This is a genomic window from Stutzerimonas chloritidismutans (assembly GCF_051486945.1).
GTDB lineage: Bacteria > Pseudomonadota > Gammaproteobacteria > Pseudomonadales > Pseudomonadaceae > Stutzerimonas > Stutzerimonas chloritidismutans_B.
Genome location: NZ_JAHVDX010000001.1, coordinates 1,280,556 through 1,300,077 on the forward strand (window position 1 = coordinate 1,280,556; position 19,522 = coordinate 1,300,077).

18 protein-coding genes and 1 tRNA gene are annotated in these 19,522 nt (G+C 61.6%); 11 read left to right on the top strand and 8 right to left on the bottom strand.

Features of this window, described 5'->3' with window-relative positions; translation table 11 throughout:
• The first annotated feature begins 109 nt into the window (after positions 1 to 109).
• Positions 110 to 925, top strand: a complete 816-nt coding sequence (gene suhB / locus KXR72_RS05830; protein WP_437420135.1) for a type III secretion system regulator SuhB — start codon at positions 110 to 112, stop codon at positions 923 to 925.
• Positions 926 to 980: 55 nt separating this feature from the next.
• Here the strand turns inward: suhB and KXR72_RS05835 are convergent, their stop codons facing one another.
• The 6 genes from KXR72_RS05835 to queA form a co-directional block, all read right to left on the bottom strand.
• Positions 981 to 1,520 (bottom strand): glycine zipper 2TM domain-containing protein, encoded by a 540-nt coding sequence (locus KXR72_RS05835; RefSeq protein ID WP_437420136.1) that lies wholly within the window; start codon positions 1,518 to 1,520, stop codon positions 981 to 983.
• An 81-nt stretch (positions 1,521 to 1,601) separates the two neighbouring features.
• Positions 1,602 to 2,510 (bottom strand): protein translocase subunit SecF, encoded by a 909-nt coding sequence (secF, locus tag KXR72_RS05840; protein ID WP_437420137.1) that lies wholly within the window; start codon positions 2,508 to 2,510, stop codon positions 1,602 to 1,604.
• Between the two features lie 12 nt (positions 2,511 to 2,522).
• Positions 2,523 to 4,391 carry a protein translocase subunit SecD gene (gene secD / locus KXR72_RS05845; protein ID WP_437420138.1) on the bottom strand — a complete coding sequence of 623 codons (1,869 nt, stop codon included), beginning with the start codon at positions 4,389 to 4,391 and terminating at the stop codon, positions 2,523 to 2,525.
• Between the two features lie 67 nt (positions 4,392 to 4,458).
• A complete protein-coding gene (yajC, locus tag KXR72_RS05850; protein WP_222909120.1) occupies positions 4,459 to 4,788 on the bottom strand; it encodes a preprotein translocase subunit YajC in 330 nt (109 codons plus the stop codon).
• 41 nt (positions 4,789 to 4,829) lie between these two features.
• A complete protein-coding gene (tgt, locus tag KXR72_RS05855) occupies positions 4,830 to 5,945 on the bottom strand; it encodes a tRNA guanosine(34) transglycosylase Tgt (protein WP_437420387.1) in 1,116 nt (371 codons plus the stop codon).
• 14 nt (positions 5,946 to 5,959) lie between these two features.
• Positions 5,960 to 7,009, bottom strand: a complete 1,050-nt coding sequence (gene queA / locus KXR72_RS05860; RefSeq protein WP_437420139.1) for a tRNA preQ1(34) S-adenosylmethionine ribosyltransferase-isomerase QueA — start codon at positions 7,007 to 7,009, stop codon at positions 5,960 to 5,962.
• Between the two features lie 116 nt (positions 7,010 to 7,125).
• On the opposite strand from queA, the gene KXR72_RS05865 reads away from it, so the two are divergent.
• From KXR72_RS05865 to KXR72_RS05875, 3 genes are all read left to right on the top strand, one after another.
• A tRNA-Leu gene (locus KXR72_RS05865) sits at positions 7,126 to 7,212 on the top strand.
• Positions 7,213 to 7,614: 402 nt separating this feature from the next.
• Entirely contained in the window at positions 7,615 to 7,827 is a 213-nt protein-coding gene (locus KXR72_RS05870) for a cold-shock protein (protein ID WP_014853413.1), read from the top strand.
• Between the two features lie 97 nt (positions 7,828 to 7,924).
• Positions 7,925 to 8,422, top strand: a complete 498-nt coding sequence (locus KXR72_RS05875) for an RDD family protein (protein ID WP_437420140.1) — start codon at positions 7,925 to 7,927, stop codon at positions 8,420 to 8,422.
• Between the two features lie 36 nt (positions 8,423 to 8,458).
• On the opposite strand, the gene lptG is transcribed toward KXR72_RS05875, so the two are convergent.
• Positions 8,459 to 9,520, bottom strand: a complete 1,062-nt coding sequence (lptG, locus tag KXR72_RS05880; protein ID WP_437420141.1) for an LPS export ABC transporter permease LptG — start codon at positions 9,518 to 9,520, stop codon at positions 8,459 to 8,461.
• A complete protein-coding gene (gene lptF, locus KXR72_RS05885) occupies positions 9,513 to 10,634 on the bottom strand; it encodes an LPS export ABC transporter permease LptF (RefSeq protein WP_437420142.1) in 1,122 nt (373 codons plus the stop codon). The genes lptG and lptF overlap by 8 nt, the downstream gene beginning before the upstream one ends.
• Before the next feature lie 172 nt (positions 10,635 to 10,806).
• On the opposite strand from lptF, the gene KXR72_RS05890 reads away from it, so the two are divergent.
• From KXR72_RS05890 to KXR72_RS05920, 7 genes are all read left to right on the top strand, one after another.
• On the top strand, positions 10,807 to 12,300 hold the full coding sequence (locus tag KXR72_RS05890) for a leucyl aminopeptidase (protein WP_437420143.1): 1,494 nt from the start codon (positions 10,807 to 10,809) through the stop codon (positions 12,298 to 12,300).
• Between the two features lie 22 nt (positions 12,301 to 12,322).
• Positions 12,323 to 12,742 carry a DNA polymerase III subunit chi gene (locus KXR72_RS05895; RefSeq protein ID WP_437420144.1) on the top strand — a complete coding sequence of 140 codons (420 nt, stop codon included), beginning with the start codon at positions 12,323 to 12,325 and terminating at the stop codon, positions 12,740 to 12,742.
• A 98-nt stretch (positions 12,743 to 12,840) separates the two neighbouring features.
• Positions 12,841 to 13,194, top strand: coding sequence for a DNA polymerase III subunit chi (locus KXR72_RS05900; RefSeq protein WP_437420145.1), 354 nt, complete (start codon positions 12,841 to 12,843; stop codon positions 13,192 to 13,194).
• Positions 13,195 to 13,337: 143 nt separating this feature from the next.
• Positions 13,338 to 16,172, top strand: a complete 2,835-nt coding sequence (locus tag KXR72_RS05905; protein WP_437420146.1) for a valine--tRNA ligase — start codon at positions 13,338 to 13,340, stop codon at positions 16,170 to 16,172.
• A 340-nt stretch (positions 16,173 to 16,512) separates the two neighbouring features.
• A complete protein-coding gene (gene nhaD, locus KXR72_RS05910; RefSeq protein ID WP_437420147.1) occupies positions 16,513 to 17,895 on the top strand; it encodes a sodium:proton antiporter NhaD in 1,383 nt (460 codons plus the stop codon).
• 53 nt (positions 17,896 to 17,948) lie between these two features.
• A complete protein-coding gene (locus KXR72_RS05915) occupies positions 17,949 to 18,245 on the top strand; it encodes a winged helix-turn-helix domain-containing protein (RefSeq protein ID WP_437420148.1) in 297 nt (98 codons plus the stop codon).
• A gap of 93 nt (positions 18,246 to 18,338) precedes the next feature.
• On the top strand, positions 18,339 to 19,508 hold the full coding sequence (locus KXR72_RS05920) for a YbfB/YjiJ family MFS transporter (protein ID WP_437420149.1): 1,170 nt from the start codon (positions 18,339 to 18,341) through the stop codon (positions 19,506 to 19,508).
• Positions 19,509 to 19,522: the final 14 nt, after the last annotated feature.

Consider the following 19,522-nt stretch of genomic DNA (forward strand, 5'->3'; position numbering starts at 1 on the left):
TAAGCGCCTCCGACTCCGCCATTGAGCGACCGGAGCGCGCACCCACTCCCCCCGGCGTCGCTTTCTGCTAGAATCGCCGGCTTTCTTTAAACGACCAGGTATTTGATCGATGCAGCCCATGCTGAATATCGCGCTGCGTGCCGCCCGTAGCGCCGGCGAGATGATTGTCCGTTCCACCGAGCGCCTGGACGTGATCTCGGTCAGCGAAAAGGATGCACGGGACTACGTTTCAGAGGTCGACAGGACCGCCGAGCAAATCATCGTTACCGCTCTGCGCAAGGCATACCCCAATCACGGCATTCTCGGCGAGGAAGGCGGACTGCTTGAAGGCAGCGGCGACGGCACGGATTACCTCTGGGTTATCGACCCGCTCGACGGCACCACCAATTTCCTTCGCGGCGTGCCGCATTACGCGGTGAGCATCGCCTGCAAATACCGGGGCCGCCTGGAGCATGCGATCGTCGTCGACCCGGTCCGCCAGGAAGAATTCACCGCAAGCCGCGGCCGAGGCGCTGCCCTCAACGGGCGCCGTTTGCGAGTCAGCGCACGCAAGAGCCTAGAAGGCGCACTGCTGGGTACCGGCTTCCCGTTCCGCGACGCGCAACTCGACAATCTCGACAACTATCTCAACATGTTTCGTAGCCTGGTCGGCCAGACTGCCGGCCTGCGTCGCGCAGGCGCAGCCAGCCTGGACCTGGCCTACGTAGCCGCGGGCCGCTACGACGCGTTCTGGGAATTCGGGCTTTCCGAATGGGACATGGCGGCCGGTGCGCTACTGATTCAAGAAGCCGGCGGACTCGTGAGCGATTTCAGCGGCAGTCACGAATTTCTTGAGAAGGGCCAGATAGTGGCTGGCAACACCAAGTGCTTCAAGGCCGTGCTGACAGCTATCCAACCGCATCTATCGCCAAGCTTGAAGCGCTGAAGCGCGCCTACGCAACGAGGCATCACCATAAAAAAACGCCCTTACGGGCGTTTTTTCATTTCTGCGCCTGGTTCAGGACGAGCTCGCCGTCACGCAGGGGAATCTGCGCTCCGGGATCCTGGTCCATCCGCACGCGTCCAACCTTGCCATCGATATCGTACTTGACGTCATAGCCGACGATTTTGTCGTGCGAATCGGTTACGGTCGAGCAACGCGTTTCGACAGTCGTATAGGTGTCCCGGCTCTGCATGCTTTCCTGGACCTTGTTGCCGGCATAGCCGCCGCCGACGGCGCCAGCGACCGTTGCGATTTTCTTGCCGTTCCCGCCCCCAACCTGGCTGCCCAGCAAACCGCCAACAACCGCCCCAACCGCGGTGCCGGCTATCCGGTTACTGTCCTGAACCGGGCGCTGCCGAGTCACACTGACGTCCTTGCACACCTCACGCGGCGTCTTGATGGTTTCCTTGATCTGATCAGCGGACAGGACACTCGCAAACGCTGGACCACGATCCATCAGCGAATAAGTTGCAAACGCACCACCCGCAGTGGCCACCACAGCGCCAACGACTGCACCCATCAATAACGACTTATTCACTCGAACTTCCTCTTTTCGGCGGTACCTGGCCCGACTGCGCGAGTCTGACAACCCAGCCACGAGGAAGTTCGAAGCAGTCGATCAGGGACGTTCATCCACCTCTTCGACCACAGGCGGAATAAGGTCATCTCGGGTCAAGTTCAGCCACGTCAGCAACATGCCCGCTACATAGACCGACGAATAGGTGCCTGCACCGACGCCGATTAACAAAGCCAACGAGAAGCCCCACAGGTTTTCGCCACCGAACACCATCAGAGCGCCCACGGCCAGCAACGTCGAAACCGAGGTTGCGAGCGTGCGCAGAAGCGTCTGGGTTGTAGAGATGTTGATGTTTTCGATCAGCTCGGCCTTGCGCAGCACCCGAAAATTCTCTCGAATCCGGTCGAAGATCACGATGGTGTCGTTCAGGGAATAACCGATGACCGCCAGTACGGCCGCCAACACGGTCAGGTCGAACGAAATCTGAAACAGCGAAAACACACCCAGCACAAGAATGACGTCGTGGAACAGCGACAGGACCGCGCCGAGCGCGAACTTCCACTGGAAGCGGAACGCGACATACACCAGAATCCCACCGAGGGCGAGCAGCATTCCCAGACCACCCTGGTCGCGCAATTCTTCTCCTACTGCCGGCCCGACGAATTCGACCCGCTTGACAGTAATGTCACCCGCCGATGCATCGCCCCGAAGCGCTTCGGCGATCTGTTCGCCCAACAGCGGATCATCGCCAGGCATTCGCACCAGCACATCAGTGGTCGCACCAAAGCTCTGCACTACCGCACTGCCGAACCCGGAACGCCCCAATTGGCCGCGAACCTGATCCAGCGATACCGGCTGTTCGTAGGAGAGCTCGATCAACGTGCCGCCAGTAAAGTCGAGGCCGAAATTCAAACCCTTGATGGCGAGGCTGCCAAGCGAGGCCAAGGTCAGCAGGACGGTCATGGCGAACGCCACGTAGCGCACGCCCATGAAATTGATTACGCGTTTCATCGTGCTAGCCCCTTAAATCCACAACTTCTTGAGATCGCGGCCACCATAGATCAAGTTGACCATGGCGCGAGTCACGATGATGGCAGTGAACATGGACGTCAGGATGCCCAGCGACAGTGTCACCGCGAAGCCTTTGATCGGCCCAGTGCCCATGGCGAACAGGATTCCGCCAACCAGTAAGGTGGTCAGGTTTCCGTCCACGATGGCGGAAAAGGCGCGGTCGAAGCCTTCATGAATGGCGCGCTGGATCGACATGCCGTTGGCAATTTCCTCGCGGATACGGGAAAAGATCAGCACGTTCGCATCCACAGCCATACCCATGGTCAACACGATGCCAGCGATACCCGGCAGGGTAAGTGTCGCCCCGAGCAGCGACATAAGGGCCGTCAGCACCACCATGTTGAAGAGCAACGCTACGGTCGCCAATACGCCGAAGAACTTGTAGATCACTACCATGAACAGAGCGACGAAGAGGAAGCCCCACATCGCCGCCTGGACACCCAATTTGATGTTCTCTGCGCCCAGGCTCGGACCGATGGTGCGCTCTTCGGCGAAGTACATGGGAGCGGCGAGGCCACCGGCACGCAGCAGCAGCGCCAGCTCCGACGATTCACCTTGGCCGTCGAGCCCCGTGATACGGAACTGACTTCCCAGTGCAGACTGGATGGTCGCCAGGCTGATGATCTTCTTCTCTTCCTGGAACGTCTCGACGGGCACTTCCTGCTCGACCCCATCGACGGTCTGCTTAACGTACCGCGTAACAGGGCGCTGCTCGATGAAAATCACCGCCATGCTGCGCCCGACGTTGGTTCGAGTGGCGCGATTCATCAGGTCGCCACCATGCCCGTCAAGACGGATGTTTACCTGAGGACGCCCATTCTCGTCATAGCTGGCCTGCGCATCGGTCACCTGATCGCCCGTAATGATCAGGTTTCGCTCCAGCTGAACGGGCGGCCGACCCTCCTCGCGGAACTCGAACGTCTCAGTGCTCGCGCGCGAGGCATCGGCTTCTGCAGCGAGCCGGAACTCCAGGTTGGCGGTCTTGCCAAGGATCCGCTTGGCCTCGGCCGTGTCCTGCACACCAGGCAACTCGACGACGATCCGGTTCGCACCCTGCCGCTGCACCAGCGGCTCGGAAACGCCTAGTTCGTTGACGCGATTGCGTACCGTCGTCAGGTTCTGCTTGATCGAATATTCCCGGATCTCGGCCAGCTTGGCCTCGGTCAGGGTCAAGGCCAGCACCTGCTGACCGCTACGCTCGGTCGTGGTCAGCGTGAAGTCGTTGAAGTTTTGCCGGATCAACGACTGCGCACGCTCCAACGTGTCGGATTCAGCAAAGCCAAGCTGAATAGCGTTACCTGCCTGCGGCAGGCTGCGATAGCGGACGCGCTCCTTGCGCAACAGGCTCTTGACCTCGCCTTCATGCACGTTGAGACGGGTCTCGACGGCCTTATCCATGTCGACTTCGAGCAGAAAGTGCACGCCGCCGGAAAGATCAAGTCCGAGCTTCATTGGGCTGGCAGAGAGATCGCGAAGCCATTCAGGCGTGGTAGGCGCGAGGTTCAGCGCCACGACATAAGCGTCACCTAAAGCACGACGCACCACATCCTTGGCTGGCAGCTGGTCGTCTTGATCAACCAATCGCAACAGCCCGCCTCGGCCGTCTTCGCTCAAGCTCGCCGCCTTGACTTCGATTCCGGCGTCGACAAGCGCCGAGCGAGCGCGCTCGAGATCGGCTTCGGTTACGTTCAACGAGGTTGCCGCGCCGGTAATTTGCACCGCCGGATCGTCCGGGTACAAGTTCGGCGCCGAATAGATCAGGGCGATGCCAAGCACCACCACGATCAGCAGGTATTTCCAGAGAGGGAATCTATTGAGCATGACGCAGCCCGTCTAATGACGCGGGGCGCCTTGCGCGCCCCGTCGTTTGATGTTGAGTGAAGTCAGCTCAGATGGCTTTCAACGTGCCCTTGGGCAGCGTTGCGGCAATCGCCACCTTCTGGAATTTCAGCTCAACCGAATCGGAAACCTCGATCACGACGAAATCGTCGGTCACTTTGGTTACCTTGCCAGCGATGCCACCCGAGGTCACCACCTCGTCGCCCTTCTGCAGGCCGCCGATCAAGTTCTTATGCTCCTTGGCGCGCTTGGCCTGGGGGCGCCAGATCATCAGATAGAAGATGACCAGGAAGCCGACCAGGAACAGCCACTCGAAACCACTACCGGCGGGACCGGCAGCAGCTTCCTGAGCGTAGGCGGCGGGAATCAGAAAGCTCATGTAGCACTCCTGTTGCAGAGATCAGTTAGTTATAGGAATCGTCAGGCAAGCGGCGGCGTTGGCAGGCCACGCTTGGCGTAGAAGGTGTCGACAAAGGCGGCCAATGTACCCTGTTGAATGGCGTCGCGTAAACCAGCCATAAGCCGCTGGTAATGCCTGAGATTGTGGATTGTATTCAACATGCTGCCCAACATTTCGCCGCACTTGTCCAGATGGTGCAGATAGGCTCTGGAGAAGTGTTTGCAGGTGTAACAATCACAATCCGGATCGAGCTGGGAGTCGTCGAAACGGTGGAAGGCATTGCGGATCTTGACCACACCGCTGTCGGTGAACAGATGCCCGTTGCGTGCGTTGCGCGTGGGCATGACGCAATCGAACATGTCCACGCCGCGGCGCACGCCCTCGACCAGGTCCTCCGGCTTGCCAACACCCATCAGGTAGCGCGGCTTGTCGTCGGGCATCGCCGACGGCAGAAAGTCGAGCACGCGAATCATCTCCTCCTTCGGCTCGCCCACAGACAACCCGCCGATAGCCAGTCCGTCGAACCCGATCTCGCACAGACCTTCCAGCGAACGCATACGCAGCGACTCGTGCATGCCGCCTTGGACGATACCGAACAGCGCTGCCGGATTCTCACCATGTGCGACCTTAGAGCGCTTCGCCCAACGCAAGGACAGCTCCATCGAGCGACGCGCGACATCTTCGTCGGCTGGATAAGGCGTGCATTCATCGAAAATCATCACGATGTCCGAGCCCAGGTCCCGTTGTACCTGCATCGACTCCTCCGGCCCCATGAACACCTTGGCGCCATCGACCGGCGAGGAGAAGTAGACGCCCTCCTCCTTGATCTTGCGCATCGCGCCAAGGCTGAATACCTGGAAACCACCCGAGTCGGTGAGAATCGGCCCCTGCCATTGCATGAAGTCATGCAGGTCGCCGTGCGCCTTGATGACCTCCGTTCCTGGTCGTAGCCAGAGGTGGAACGTGTTGCCCAGAATGATTTGCGCACCAATCGACTCGACGTCGCGTGGCAGCATGCCTTTGACGGTCCCGTAGGTACCAACGGGCATGAACGCAGGCGTCTCGACCGTTCCGCGCGGGAACGTCAGCCGACCGCGCCGCGCCCTCCCTTCGGTAGCGAGCAGCTCGAACGACATGTGACAGGTACGACTCATCGTGAATCCTCGGGACCGCGTGCGGCCGGGTTGCGCGTGATGAACATGGCATCGCCATAACTGAAGAAGCGATAGCGACTGGCAATCGCCTCGGCATAGGCCGCCATGGTTTCCCGATATCCGGCGAACGCGGAAACGAGCATCAGCAAGGTCGATTCGGGAAGGTGGAAGTTGGTCACCAGGGCATCGACCACATGGAAGGGCTTGCCTGGGTAAATGAAAATGTCTGTATCGCCACTGAACGGCGCCAATTCGCCATTGCGCGCGGCGCTTTCCAGTGAGCGAACGCTGGTAGTGCCCACAGCGATGACTCGCCCGCCTCGCGCCTTGCAAGCCTGCACTGCATCGACCACCGCCGGGCTGACCTCGAGCCATTCACGATGCATCAGATGTTCTTCGATGCGATCGACGCGGACAGGCTGAAAGGTTCCAGCGCCAACGTGCAGCGTTACGAAGGCGCTCTCCACACCTTTCTTGCGCAAGGCCTCGAGCAATGGCGCGTCGAAATGCAACCCGGCTGTCGGCGCCGCGACCGCGCCAGCGCGTTCGGCATACACCGTCTGGTAGCGCTCCCGGTCTGCCTGTTCATCCGGCCGATCTATATAGGGAGGCAACGGCATATGCCCGACCCGGTCGAGCAACGCCAGTACCGGCTCGGCGAACTCAAGCTCGAACAGCGCGTCATGCCGTGCCCGCATCGTCGCCTCAGCGCCGCCCTCGATATGTATCAGGCTACCCGGCTTGGGCGACTTGCTAGATCGAACATGCGCCAGCACCCGATGGTCATCCAGCACACGCTCGACCAGCACCTCGACCCGCCCACCGGACGCCTTCTGCCCGAAAAGCCGCGCAGGAATGACCCGGGTGTTGTTGAAAACCATCAGGTCGCCGGGACGAACGTAGTCCAGCAAATCGGCGAACGCGCGGTGTGCCAACTGGCCGCTTGGCCCGTCGAGCACCAGCAACCGGCTCGCACGACGCTCGGCAAGCGGGTGCCGGGCAATCAATTCATCAGGCAGATCGAAGGAAAAATCGGAAACTAACATTGCGGCTGAATCGGCACGACATTCGAAGGGCGCAAAGCTTAGCGGAAAGACCAGACGCTGACCACGATAGACGATTGACCGCGCTCAACTGCATCCCTATACTGCGCCGCCACTGTGCCTCGATGGCGGAATCGGTAGACGCAGCGGATTCAAAATCCGCCGTTGGTAACAACGTGAGAGTTCGAGTCTCTCTCGAGGCACCATGAATCAAGACCGCGGACGACCTCGTCCTCGGCATCGGCCGCTAAAGCCAGAAGCGGCCTTCAGGCGCGAAGTCGGATGATGCACTTCGCCTGCTCGACCTTACAGGCAAGCCTGTAAAGCGGTCGAACCGCAGCAACGAACACATTCGAAACATCTAGAAAAAGCGCTGAAAAGCGCCGTTTGCAGTGGACAGATTCTATGACTCCGAGGGCTTGGCATGGGCCGGCGAGTTATCGTAGAGTGTGCCCACTGTGTTTGCATGGGTCGCCGTTGAATCGTGACCTGGTGCAGTAGATCCTTTGATTTGCTACATCCCGTTCGACTCTTTACTCCTTGCAACCAGTTTCCGCCTTCTGCCATGCAGAGGCGCTTCTACTATTGAGTTTCAAGGATACAACGCTATGTCGAATCGTCAGAACGGTACCGTCAAGTGGTTTAACGACGAGAAAGGTTTTGGTTTCATCACGCCTGAGAGCGGTCCGGATCTGTTCGTGCACTTCCGCGCGATCGAAGGCAACGGCTTCAAGAGCCTGAAAGAAGGCCAGAAGGTCAGCTTCATCGCTGTGCAAGGTCAAAAGGGCATGCAGGCTGACCAGGTTCAAATCCAGGAATAAGCCCCGCTCCGAAAAGCCCCTGATGGCAACATCAGGGGCTTTTTCATGCGCGCAATTCCGTAGAATGCGCAACCGCCCCTCGCGACGAGACAGCCCAATGCGCCACCACCGCCTCCAACCTCAGGGTCCGTTTCCTGCAGCCGGCCTGATCCGCCGGCTTGCCGCGATCTTCTATGACGCCTTTTTATCAATCGCCCTGATGATGGTCGTGACGCTGCTCTACCAACAGGTCATCCTGCGCGCCATCTACGGCAGCGACGCACTCAAGGTAATGGCCGAGGCCGGCAGCCTGGATATCGATCCATTGCTTTCCACGCTACTGCTGTTTGCTCTCTTCGCGTTCTTCGCAAAGTTTTGGACGCACAACGGGCAGACGCTCGGCATGCAGGTCTGGGGGGTACGCATCCAGAATACCGACGGTAGCGCGATCGACCTGTGGCAGGCGCTGCTGCGCTTCCTTCTGGCGATCATTTCCTGGCTTCCGCTCGGACTGGGCTACTGGTGGATGCTGTGGGACAAGCAGAACCGCACCTGGCATGACATCTATTCAGAAAGCCAGGTGGTTCAACTTCCCAAGAATATCCATAAGAAATAGTGCTGGACCCACGCAGGCCGGGCGGCCTGCGTCCGGTTAACCGGCCCTGCGCAGCAGAAGCATCCCAGCCGCAGCACAAATGGCGGCCGGCACTACGACAGCCAGCAGCGGCGAGAAGCCGAATACCTGGCTCGCCGGCCCCAGCAGATCCTGCAATATGCGAAACACGAACCCTACGACCACACCCGTGAAGATCCGCTGCCCCAGCGTGACCGAGCGCAGCGGCCCGAAAATGAACGAGATGGCCAGCAGGACCAACGCCACCGTCACGACCGGCTGCAGCACTTTGGTCCAGAATGCCAGCCAGTAACGACTGTTATTGAGCCCTTGCTCACCGAGGTAATGGATGTAGCGCCACAGACCGGTTACCGAAAGTGCGTCTGGCTCCATCACCACCGTACCAAGCAACTGAGGCGTCAACTGTACATCCCAGCGCTCTTGCGGCGCGCGAACCACCTCGGTGTGATCGCCGCGGAAGTGCGTCGTCGACAGATCGACCAACTGCCAGTAGCCGTCCTCATAGCGTGCACGACGCGCGAAGCTGGCGGAAACCAATTGGCGCCGATCATCGAACCGGTAGCGGGTAACGCCTAGCAACGTGCCGCTGGGCTGCACCGCGTTGATGTGAACGAACTCGTCGCCCTGTCGATGCCAGAGGCCGCGCTTGCTACTCTGCGCCTCACCCGCCCCCTGCGCCGATGCCCGCGTCGCTTGCGCTATGTTCTCGCTCCAAGGCGCGACGTATTCGCCAATCAGGATGCCAACGAGCAACAACACGAGCATCGGCTTCATCACTGCGATCACGATACGGCCAAGAGACACACCAGCTGCGCGCATGATGGTCAGCTCGCTGCTACTGGCCAGCGTACCGAGCCCGATCAGGCAGCCGATCAGCGCGGCCATTGGCAGCATCTCGTAAAGCCGAGAAGGGGTCGTAAGCAGCACGTAAAGCGCTGCGTCCAAAGTTCCATACGTGCCTTTGACGTCACCGAGCTCGTCGATGAAGGCAAATAGCAGTGCCAGGCCGACAATGATGCCGAGCACCGTCAGAATCGCCAGAAGCACATTGATACCAATGTAGCGATCGAGCTTACGCATGGCGCACCTCCCGTGCAGCGCGGCGCCGGCGCCAGGCCAGCTGCAGCGGTTCCCAATACACCAGGAGCAACCCCAGCACGAAGAACAGCCCGTGCACCCACCACAACCCAAGCGCAACAGGGATGCGCCCCTTGTCCATCGAACCGCGCGCCGCGATCAGCAACGCCAGGTATGCCATATAAAGAAGGATGGCCGGCAGCAGTTTGAGGAACCGGCCCTGTCGCGGATTGACTTTCGATAGCGGCACAGCCAGCAGCGTGACGACGAACACCAGCATCGGCAGTGAAATTCGCCACTGCAATTCCGACTGCAGCCGGATGTTGTCGCTACCCAGCAATTCGCGGGTCGGCATCGCCTCGCGCTCGCTCAACTCCACGCTTACCTCAGGCTTGGGCAGCAGCACGCCATAGGTGTCGTACTGAATCGCACGATAGTTCGCCTGGCCAGGATTACCGTCGTAGCGGTAGCCATTCTCGAGAATCAGGTAGCGACTGCCGTCGGGTTGTATCTCCTGACGGCCACGCTCGGCGACCAGCACCGACAGGCCACGCTTCTCGCCTGTGGCGCTGGACAGGTTCGTCTCGGAAATGAAGACGCCCGCCAGCTCGGTACGGTCGGCCGTCAGTTCGCGGGTATAGGTCACCCGCGTGCCGTCTCGCAGGGTCTGAAAGCGTCCGGGAACAAGCGTGTCGAATTCGGTCAGCGAGTCCTGCTCGTTGAGGATGCGATCAACTTGGGCCACGCCTTGCGGCGCCAGGCCTAGGCTCAACCAACCCACCAACGCAGCGACCAGCGCTGCTGGACCCAGGCTATAGACGAGCAGGCGGCGCTGGCTCATGCCGGTTGCCGACAGGACGGTCATCTCGCTGTCCAGGTAAAGCCGGCCGTACGCGAGCAGGATGCCGAGAAACAGCCCGAGCGGCAGGATCAACTGGAGGAACCCAGGCAAGCGATAGCCCATGATCATCAGCAGCACGCCAGGATCGAGCACGCCTTGCGCCGCCTGCGCCAGGTATTTGATGAAGCGGCCGCTCATGATGATCACAAGCAGCACCGCACTGACCGCGCTCAGGGTAACCAGCAGCTCACGGGACAGGTAACGAAAGACGATCAAACCGGACACTCCAGGGTTGTCAGGCTCCGGCGGCTGCGCTCAAACTAGCCGCCAAGTAGCCGGTCCGCACTGGGCGAGGTGTTGAGACCAACCCTCCCGCTCGACGAACCACCGGAAAATGAGCCCGGCATTATCCTGCAAACCCGACTCTTTGTCTTGGGGACCTGACGCCATGGAATTCGTTGTGAAGAACAGCAAAGCCGCCGCGACCAAAACCGCCACACTGATCCTGCCGGTCGGTGAAGACCGGGCGCTCGGCCCAGTAGCCCAAACCGTGGATCAGGCCTGCAATGGCGCCATCAGCGCGATCCTCAAGCGCGGCGACGTCCAGGGCAAGCCGGGCCAGACGCTGCTTCAGCACAGCCTGCCCGGCCTGAAGGCCGAGCGGGTGCTGCTACTGGGTGTCGGCAAGTTCGATGAACTTGATACCCGCCAATGGCGCAAGGCGTCCGCCGCCGCGCTAGGGGCGCTCAAGGGTCTCGGCGGAACGGATGCTGCCATTGCGCTGCAGGACGTGCGCCTCAAGAACCGTGATGGCTATGCGCGCGCGCGCATTCTGGTCGAGGCACTGGCTGATGGTCGCTATGTCTTCGATCAATTCAAAAGCAAGAAGGCCGACGTTCCCGCGCTGCGCAAGCTCACCCTGCTGGTCGACAAACCCGAACAGACCGAAGCGGAACTCGCCACACGCCACGCCACGGCCATCGCCGCCGGCATGAGCCTGACCCGTGACCTGGGCAACCTGCCGCCGAACGTCTGCCACCCGAACTATATGGCCGATCAGGCCAGGCAGTTAGGCAAGGCCTTCAAGGGGCTCAAGGTCGATGTTCTGGACGAGAAGAAACTGCGCGAGCTGGGAGCTGGATCCTTCCTGGCCGTATCTCAGGGCAGCGAGCAACCAGGCTGCATCGTCGTAATGCAGTACAACGGCGGCAAGAAAGGGGAACAACCCTATGCTCTAGTCGGCAAGGGAATCACTTTCGACACCGGCGGCATCAGCCTCAAGCCCGGCCAGGGCATGGATGAGATGAAGTACGACATGTGCGGCGCCGCCAGTGTGCTCGGGACTTTCCGCGCCGTACTGGAGCTGCAATTGCCGATCAATCTTGTCGGCTTGCTGGCCTGCGCCGAGAACATGCCAAGCGGCAACGCCACCCGCCCCGGCGACATCGTGACGACCATGAGCGGCCAGACGGTCGAGATCCTCAACACCGATGCCGAAGGTCGCCTGGTGCTCTGCGACACGCTGACCTATGCCGAGCGTTTCAAGCCGCGCGCGGTCATCGACATCGCCACCCTGACCGGCGCCTGCATCGTGGCGCTCGGCAGCAACACATCCGGCCTGCTCGGCAACAATGACGAACTTATCCAGCAGGTGCTGGGCGCCGGGCAGAAGGCCGACGACCGCGCCTGGCAATTGCCGCTGTTCGACGAATACCAAGAGCAACTGGACAGCCCCTTCGCCGACATCGCCAACATCGGCGGCCCGAAGGCCGGCACCATCACTGCTGCGTGCTTCCTGTCGCGCTTCACCAAGGCCTACCCCTGGGTACACCTGGACGTCGCCGGCACCGCCTGGACCAGCGGCGGTAAGGACAAGGGCGCAACCGGTCGCCCCGTGCCGCTACTGATGCAATACCTGCTGGACCAGGCGGGTCAGGCGTGATCGGCGCCGGTGCGCAAGCGGCATGACCCGTATCGAGTTTTACGTGCTGGCGGACAGCGAGCCGGCGAGCCGCGCCCGTGCGGCCTGCCAGCTCGCGAGCAAGGGCTGGCAGCATGGCATGCCCGTCTTTATCCGCTGCGAGAATGCCCGCCAGTGCGAGGAGCTCGACACCTTGCTTTGGCACTTCCGTGCCGAACGTTTCGTCCCGCATGAATTGCACGAGCACGACCCCCTGGCACCAGTGGTGATCGGAACGGACGAGACGCCAGCCGCCCAGCAGGGCCTGCTGGTGAATCTTTCACCCAACCTCTCTCCGCATGTCGACCGGTTCAGCCGAGTGATCGAGATCGTCAACCAACAGCCAGAATTGCTGACCGTTTGCCGGGACAACTTCCGCCTGTATCGTCAGCGCGGCTATGATCCCAAGCGTGTCGAACTCTAGCGAATACCGACGCGGGCCTGCCGCATCGAACAGCACGATGTCGCCAGGCAGGGCGACAGAGCGCCATAGCAGCCTGGACGCTCAACCCGGAACCACAGATGACCCAGACAATCCCCGACAAACCCTCCGAACTGCTCGACGACCTGGAGTCGATCCGCGCGCTGCTTGGCGATCATGAACCCGAACTGGTGAGCGAAGCCCTTGACCCGGACAGCATCCCGCTATTGTCTGACGTCGTCGATCCGGCCCCCGAAACCGTGCAACCGCGTGAGCCGGCCGTTCGCACCGCCTTCCGCACCCTGGCCGAGCGCCATTTGGACCACGAGCTCCGCACCGCAGCGCAGTTGATCCTGCAAGATGTGATCGATGATTTCGTCCCGCAGATCGAAGCGGAATTGCGCCAGCGACTGGAAGCGCGCGCCGCACAACTGATCAAGTCCCAGCGCCCCTAGACGCCCATCCCTGCCGGCGCGCTGGATGTCACAGCGCCCCGCCCCGCGCGTGACATAAAAGCGCCATAGCGGTTCCGCCGCTCTGCTACTTTGCCTTTATACTTGCCCGCTTTTCCGATTAGCCGTTCTAAGGGTCCCGCCGCATGGACAAGACCTACCAGCCGCACGCCATCGAAACCTCCTGGTACCAGACCTGGGAATCGAACAACTACTTCGCACCCCAGGGGTCGGGCGAGCCCTACACCATCATGATCCCGCCGCCGAACGTGACTGGCAGCCTGCACATGGGTCATGGTTTCAACAACGCGATCATGGATGCGCTGATTCGCTGGCGCCGCATGCAGGGCCGTAACACGCTTTGGCAGCCTGGCACCGATCACGCGGGCATCGCCACGCAAATGGTCGTCGAGCGCCAACTTGGCGCGCAGGGCGTCAGCCGGCATGACCTGGGCCGCGAGAAGTTTCTCGACAAGGTGTGGCAGTGGAAGGAAGAGTCCGGGGGCAACATCACCCGCCAGATTCGCCGCCTGGGCTCATCGGTCGATTGGTCACGCGAAAGCTTCACCATGGATGCCGGCTTGTCCAATGCCGTGAAGGAAGCCTTTGTCCGGCTCCATGAGGACGGTTTGATCTACCGCGGCAAGCGGCTCGTCAACTGGGACACCAAGCTGCACACCGCGATCTCCGATCTCGAGGTCGAGAATCACGACGAGAAAGGTCACCTCTGGCATTTGCGCTACCCCTTGGCCGACGGCTGTAAGACTGCGGATGGCCAGGATTACCTGGTCGTCGCCACGACCCGCCCGGAAACCGTGCTGGGTGATGCCGCGGTTGCCGTGCACCCTGAAGACGAGCGCTACAAGGACCTGATCGGCCGTCACATCATGCTGCCGCTGGTCAACCGCCTGATCCCGATCGTTGCCGACGACTATGTTGACCTCGAGTTCGGCACCGGCTGCGTAAAGATCACCCCCGCACACGATTTCAACGACTACGAAGTCGGCAAGCGCCACCACCTGCCCCTGATCAACATCTTCGATCGCAACGCCGCGGTACTGGCGCGCGCACAGGTGTTCAACATCGACGGCACGCCGAACGACAAGGTCGACCCGAGCCTGCCGGACGGCTACGCGCATATGGACCGCTTCGATGCCCGCAAGGCCATCGTCGCCGAATTCGATGCCATGGGCCTGCTGGAGAAGATCGACGACCACGCACTGAAAGTCCCCCGCGGTGATCGCTCCGGCACGATCATCGAACCCTGGCTGACCGATCAGTGGTACGTCTCCACCAAGCCGCTGGCCGAGAAGGCCATCGCGGCGGTGGAGAACGGCGATATCCAGTTCGTACCCAAGCAGTACGAAAACATGTATTTCAGCTGGATGCGCGACATCCAGGATTGGTGCATCAGCCGCCAGCTGTGGTGGGGCCATCGCATTCCGGCCTGGTATGACGAGGCCGGCAACGTCTACGTCGGCCGCGACGAGATGGAAGCGCGCACCCGCTACAACCTCGGCAACGAGGTCGAACTGCGCCAGGACGATGACGTGCTGGACACCTGGTTCAGCTCGGGCCTGTGGACTTTCTCTACGCTCGGCTGGCCGGAACAGACCGACTTCCTCAAGACCTTCCACCCCACCGACGTGCTGGTCACCGGCTTCGACATCATCTTCTTCTGGGTTGCCCGGATGATCATGCTGTCGACCCACCTGACCGGGCAGATCCCCTTCAAGACGGTCTACGTGCATGGCCTGGTCCGCGATGGCCAGGGCCAGAAGATGTCCAAGTCCAAGGGCAACGTGCTCGACCCGCTGGACATCGTCGACGGCATTACGCTGGACGAACTGCTGCAAAAGCGCACCAGCGGCATGATGCAGCCCAAGCTCGCCGAGAAGATCGCCAAGCAGACCCGCAACGAATTCCCAGAAGGCATCGCCAGCTACGGCACCGACGCCCTGCGCTTCACCTTCTGCTCGCTGGCGTCCACCGGCCGCGACATCAAGTTCGACATGGGGCGCGTCGAGGGGTATCGCAACTTCTGCAACAAGATCTGGAACGCGGCCAATTTCGTTTTCGAGAATACCGAGGGCAAAGACACCGGGGTAAATGGCGAGCCCGTCGAGCTGTCCTCGGTCGATCGCTGGATCATCTCGGCGCTTCAGCGCACCGAAAGCGAAGTGAATCGCCAATTGGAAGCCTTCCGCTTCGACCTGGCCGCGCAGGCGCTCTACGAGTTCATCTGGGACGAGTACTGCGCCTGGTACCTCGAGCTGGTCAAGCCTGTGCTCTGGGACGAGACCGCCAGCGCCGAACGCCAGCGCGGCACGCGCCGCACTCTGGTGCGGGTACTGGAAACAGCCCTGCGCTTGGCGCATCCGTTCATGCCCTTCATCACCGAGGAAATCTGGCAGCGCGTCGCGCCTCTGGCCGGTAAATCCGGTCCGACGCTGATGTTGCAGCCCTGGCCGGAATTCAATCCGGAGCGCCTCGACGAAGCGGCCGAAAACGACATCGAGTGGGTCAAAGCCTTCATGCTTGGCATTCGCCAGATCCGCGGCGAGATGAACATTTCCATGGCCAAGCGCATCGACGTGGTGCTCGGCAACGCCGGCGAAACCGACCGTCGTCGCCTAGCCGACAACGAGCCGCTGCTGAAGAAGCTGGCCAAGCTGGAAAGCGTGCGCATCCTCGGCGCCGATGACGAAGCGCCGCTGTCGGCGACCGCACTGGTCGGTGACATGCAGGTGCTGGTGCCCATGGCCGGGCTGATCGACAAGGATGCGGAACTGGCCCGCCTCGACAAGGAGATCGCCCGTTTCGACGGCGAGGTCAAGCGTGTCGGCGGCAAGCTCGGCAACGCAGGATTCGTCAACAAGGCACCCGCTGACGTGATCGAGAAAGAGCGCGCCAAGTTGGCCGAAGCCGAACAGGCCAAGGCACGGCTGGTGGAGCAACGCGAGCGCATCGCAAGCCTGTGACAGACGAAATGGCCAGCATCTTCAAGTGCTGGCCTTTTCGTTTGGCCCGTTGCTCTTGATCGATGACAAGTAAAAACCGTGGCGGCCGATACACTATCCCGCCACGGACACAACAATGACTAGGCAGGCCGGATATCAGCAACGCGCTATAGAACATGAAGCAGCAGGTGCCGATGACCGCGCACCGCACGCATCCCAGGTTCCAACGCCGGCGTCAGCCTTCAGTGCCGCGGTTCAGCTTCATCCCTTCGTACAGCCATCTGCATCACTCGGGCCTGCCATTACCGAGTCGCCGCCCCACGGGCGCGCCGGTCTGGTTTCTCAAAATGGAGACCCTCCGATGTACCTACTCATGGCTGTCGTTTTTTTCATCGGCTATCTATGCATAGCCTTGGAACACCCGCTGAAGATCGACAAAGCAGCCCTCGCCATCCTCACCGCGGTGGTCTGCTGGACCTTGCTGGTGCTCGGCGCCGATTCGATCCTGCCGCTCGCGCAGGGCGGTGAGCACGTAGCGGCGAGCGCCTCGGAGACGGTGATCGAATCGCTCCGCCACCATCTGGGTGAAGTGTCGGAGATCCTGTTCTTCCTGCTTGGCGCGATGACCATCGTCGAGCTGATCGACTCGCACGAAGGCTTCAAGGTGATCACCGACCGCATCCAGACTCGCAAGCGCGTCCACCTGCTATGGATCATTGGCGTCCTGACGTTCTTCCTCTCCGCTGCGCTGGATAACCTCACCACCACCATCGTGATGGTCTCGCTTCTGCGCAAACTGATTCGCGGCCGTCCAGAGCGCTGGTTGTTTGTCGGCGTCGTGGTGATCGCCGCCAACGCCGGCGGCGCCTGGTCGCCAATCGGCGACGTCACTACCACCATGCTGTGGATTGGCAATCAGATCACCGCCTCGGGCGTGATTGTCGGCCTTTTCCTGCCCAGCCTGGTCTGCCTGCTGGTGCCTTTGCTGATCCTGAGCTTCCGCATGCGCGGCGAAGTGCCCCGACCCGCCGCACGCGCCCACCTGGCCGAGACGAACCCACCTGAGACCACACCCTTCGAGCGCAACCTGGTGCTGGCACTCGGCCTCGCGGCCCTGGTTTTCGTGCCCGTGTTCAAGACCGCCACGCACTTGCCACCGTACATGGGCATCCTTTTTGGCCTCGGCGTCCTGTGGGTCACCACCGAATTCCTCCACCGCGACAAGGAGCACGAGCACAAGCACCCGCTATCGGTCGTCGGCGTCCTGCGCAAGGTCGATACACCCAGCGTGCTGTTCTTCCTTGGCATTCTGCTGGCGGTCGCGGCACTGGCAACGGCCGGGCACCTTACCCAGGTGGCGATTGCCCTCCGTGAGTCGCTCGGGCATATCTACCCGATCAACTACACCATCGGCTTGCTCTCGGCCGTGGTAGACAACGTGCCGCTGGTAGCCGGTGCGATGAAGATGTATCCGCTGGTCAGTCCGGCTGCCCTCGCAGCGGCCGCACCAGACGAGACGAACTGGCTGTCGCAGTTCGTTGTCGATGGCAACTTCTGGGAGATGCTTGCCTATTGCGCCGGTACCGGCGGCAGCACGCTGATCATTGGCTCAGCCGCCGGCGTCGCGGCGATGGGCATGGAGAAGATCAGCTTCACCTGGTACGTCAGGCATGTCAGCCTGCTGGCCTTTCTTGGCTATAGCGCAGGCGCGGTGACCTATATCGGCATGCTCGCCTTGCGCTGAGCCCGCTCCGCCCGGGCGCGCCGATGCCCGGGCGGTCTCATACAGGAATCGAGATGACTGTCAGTAAGACCAAAAGCAGCTTCTATCGCCGCCTCTACGTGGCCTGGCTGATTGACAGCGGTACCGCCCGCAGCGTCCCTGAGCTGACAGAGGCGACGGGGATGCCACGGCGCACTGCGCAAGACACCCTCGCTGCACTCGCCGACCTGGATATCGATTGCCGTTTCGCCCAGGAGGCCGGTGAGCGACACAACGCCGGCCACTATCGCATTCTCGATTGGGGCGCTGTCGACCCGCGCTGGGTCGAGCGCAACCTGCCGATGATCAAGGACACGCTCGGCTACCCCTGAGACTACCGGATGGCGTCTCAGCCATCCGTAGCGTGGCCCGTTCCGATGCGCGCCGCTAAGCTGTCACCTCCGCTCCCGGATGGTCTGCTTACGATGCCTCAACGCCCTGCCCTGTTCCCGGTTCTGCTCGCCGGTGCAACCCTGCTGCTCGTCGTCCACGGGCTCGGCCGTTTCATCTATACGCCGCTGCTGCCCTGGCTCGTCGAAGATGGCGTGCTGACCGTCCAGCAGGGCGCGGACATCGCTAGTTGGAACTACCTGGGCTATCTCATCGGTGCCTTGCTCGCCCTGCGCTGGCACCGCGTCACGCAAATTCGCCGCAGCCTGCCCTGGGCGCTGGGCCTGCACGTGGTCAGTTCGCTGGCACAGACACAGGCAGAATCCGCGGAGCTGCTCTCGATGCTGCGCCTGCTTAATGGGATCAGTAATGGCCTGGTGTTCGTCCAGGCGCCCTCCCTGATTCTCGAGTGGCTGGCGCGTCATCGGAGGGTTTCGTCCAGCGGGCTGGTCTACCTCGGGGTCTGCATCGGTTTGATCTTGTCCAGCGTGATGGTGAGCTTGAGCAACGGCGTGCTCAGCGGTGCCGACCGCTGGTGGCCGGCGGCTCTGCTGTCCATTCCGCTGGCGTGGTGGGGCTGGCGACAACTGGCCAAACTCGACCTGCCGGACGAAGCACCCGCAACCGATAGCCCTGACCGGCCCAACGGTCGGTTGCTCGATCGCGCCAGCACGCCATTGTTCTTGTCCTATGCCGGGGCGGGAATGGGTTACATACTGCCAATGACCTTTCTGCCGATGGTGGCTCGCCTGCAGGTCGAGCCTGGCGATTTCCTCATCGACAGCAGCTGGCTGGTGGTCGCGTTTGCAACGCTGCCGTCGCCCTGGCTATGGAATCGCCTCGGTGCCCTGCTGGGCGACACCCTCGCGCTACGGCTGAGCTACGTAACGCAACTGGCGGGCGTGCTGGCGGCCCTCTTGATGCCGGGCGCGCCGGGCATCCTGCTCTGTGCCGTGCTGGTCGGCGGCACCTTCCTCGGCACGGTGCTGCTGACCCAGCGCCTCGCCCGCGCCCTGCACCCGCACCAAGGGCCGCGTTTATCCGCCGCGCTGATCGCCCTGTACAGCCTGACGCAATTGGCCGGCCCTTGGCTCACAGGCGTCTGGCTCGGGATGGGGGGCTCGCTACATTCGGCGTTCTGGCTCGGTGCCGGCGCCTTGTTGTGGGGCCTGGTGTGGATGCTGTTGGTGCCCCGCCACCGCTGAAAGCTGTGGGACAA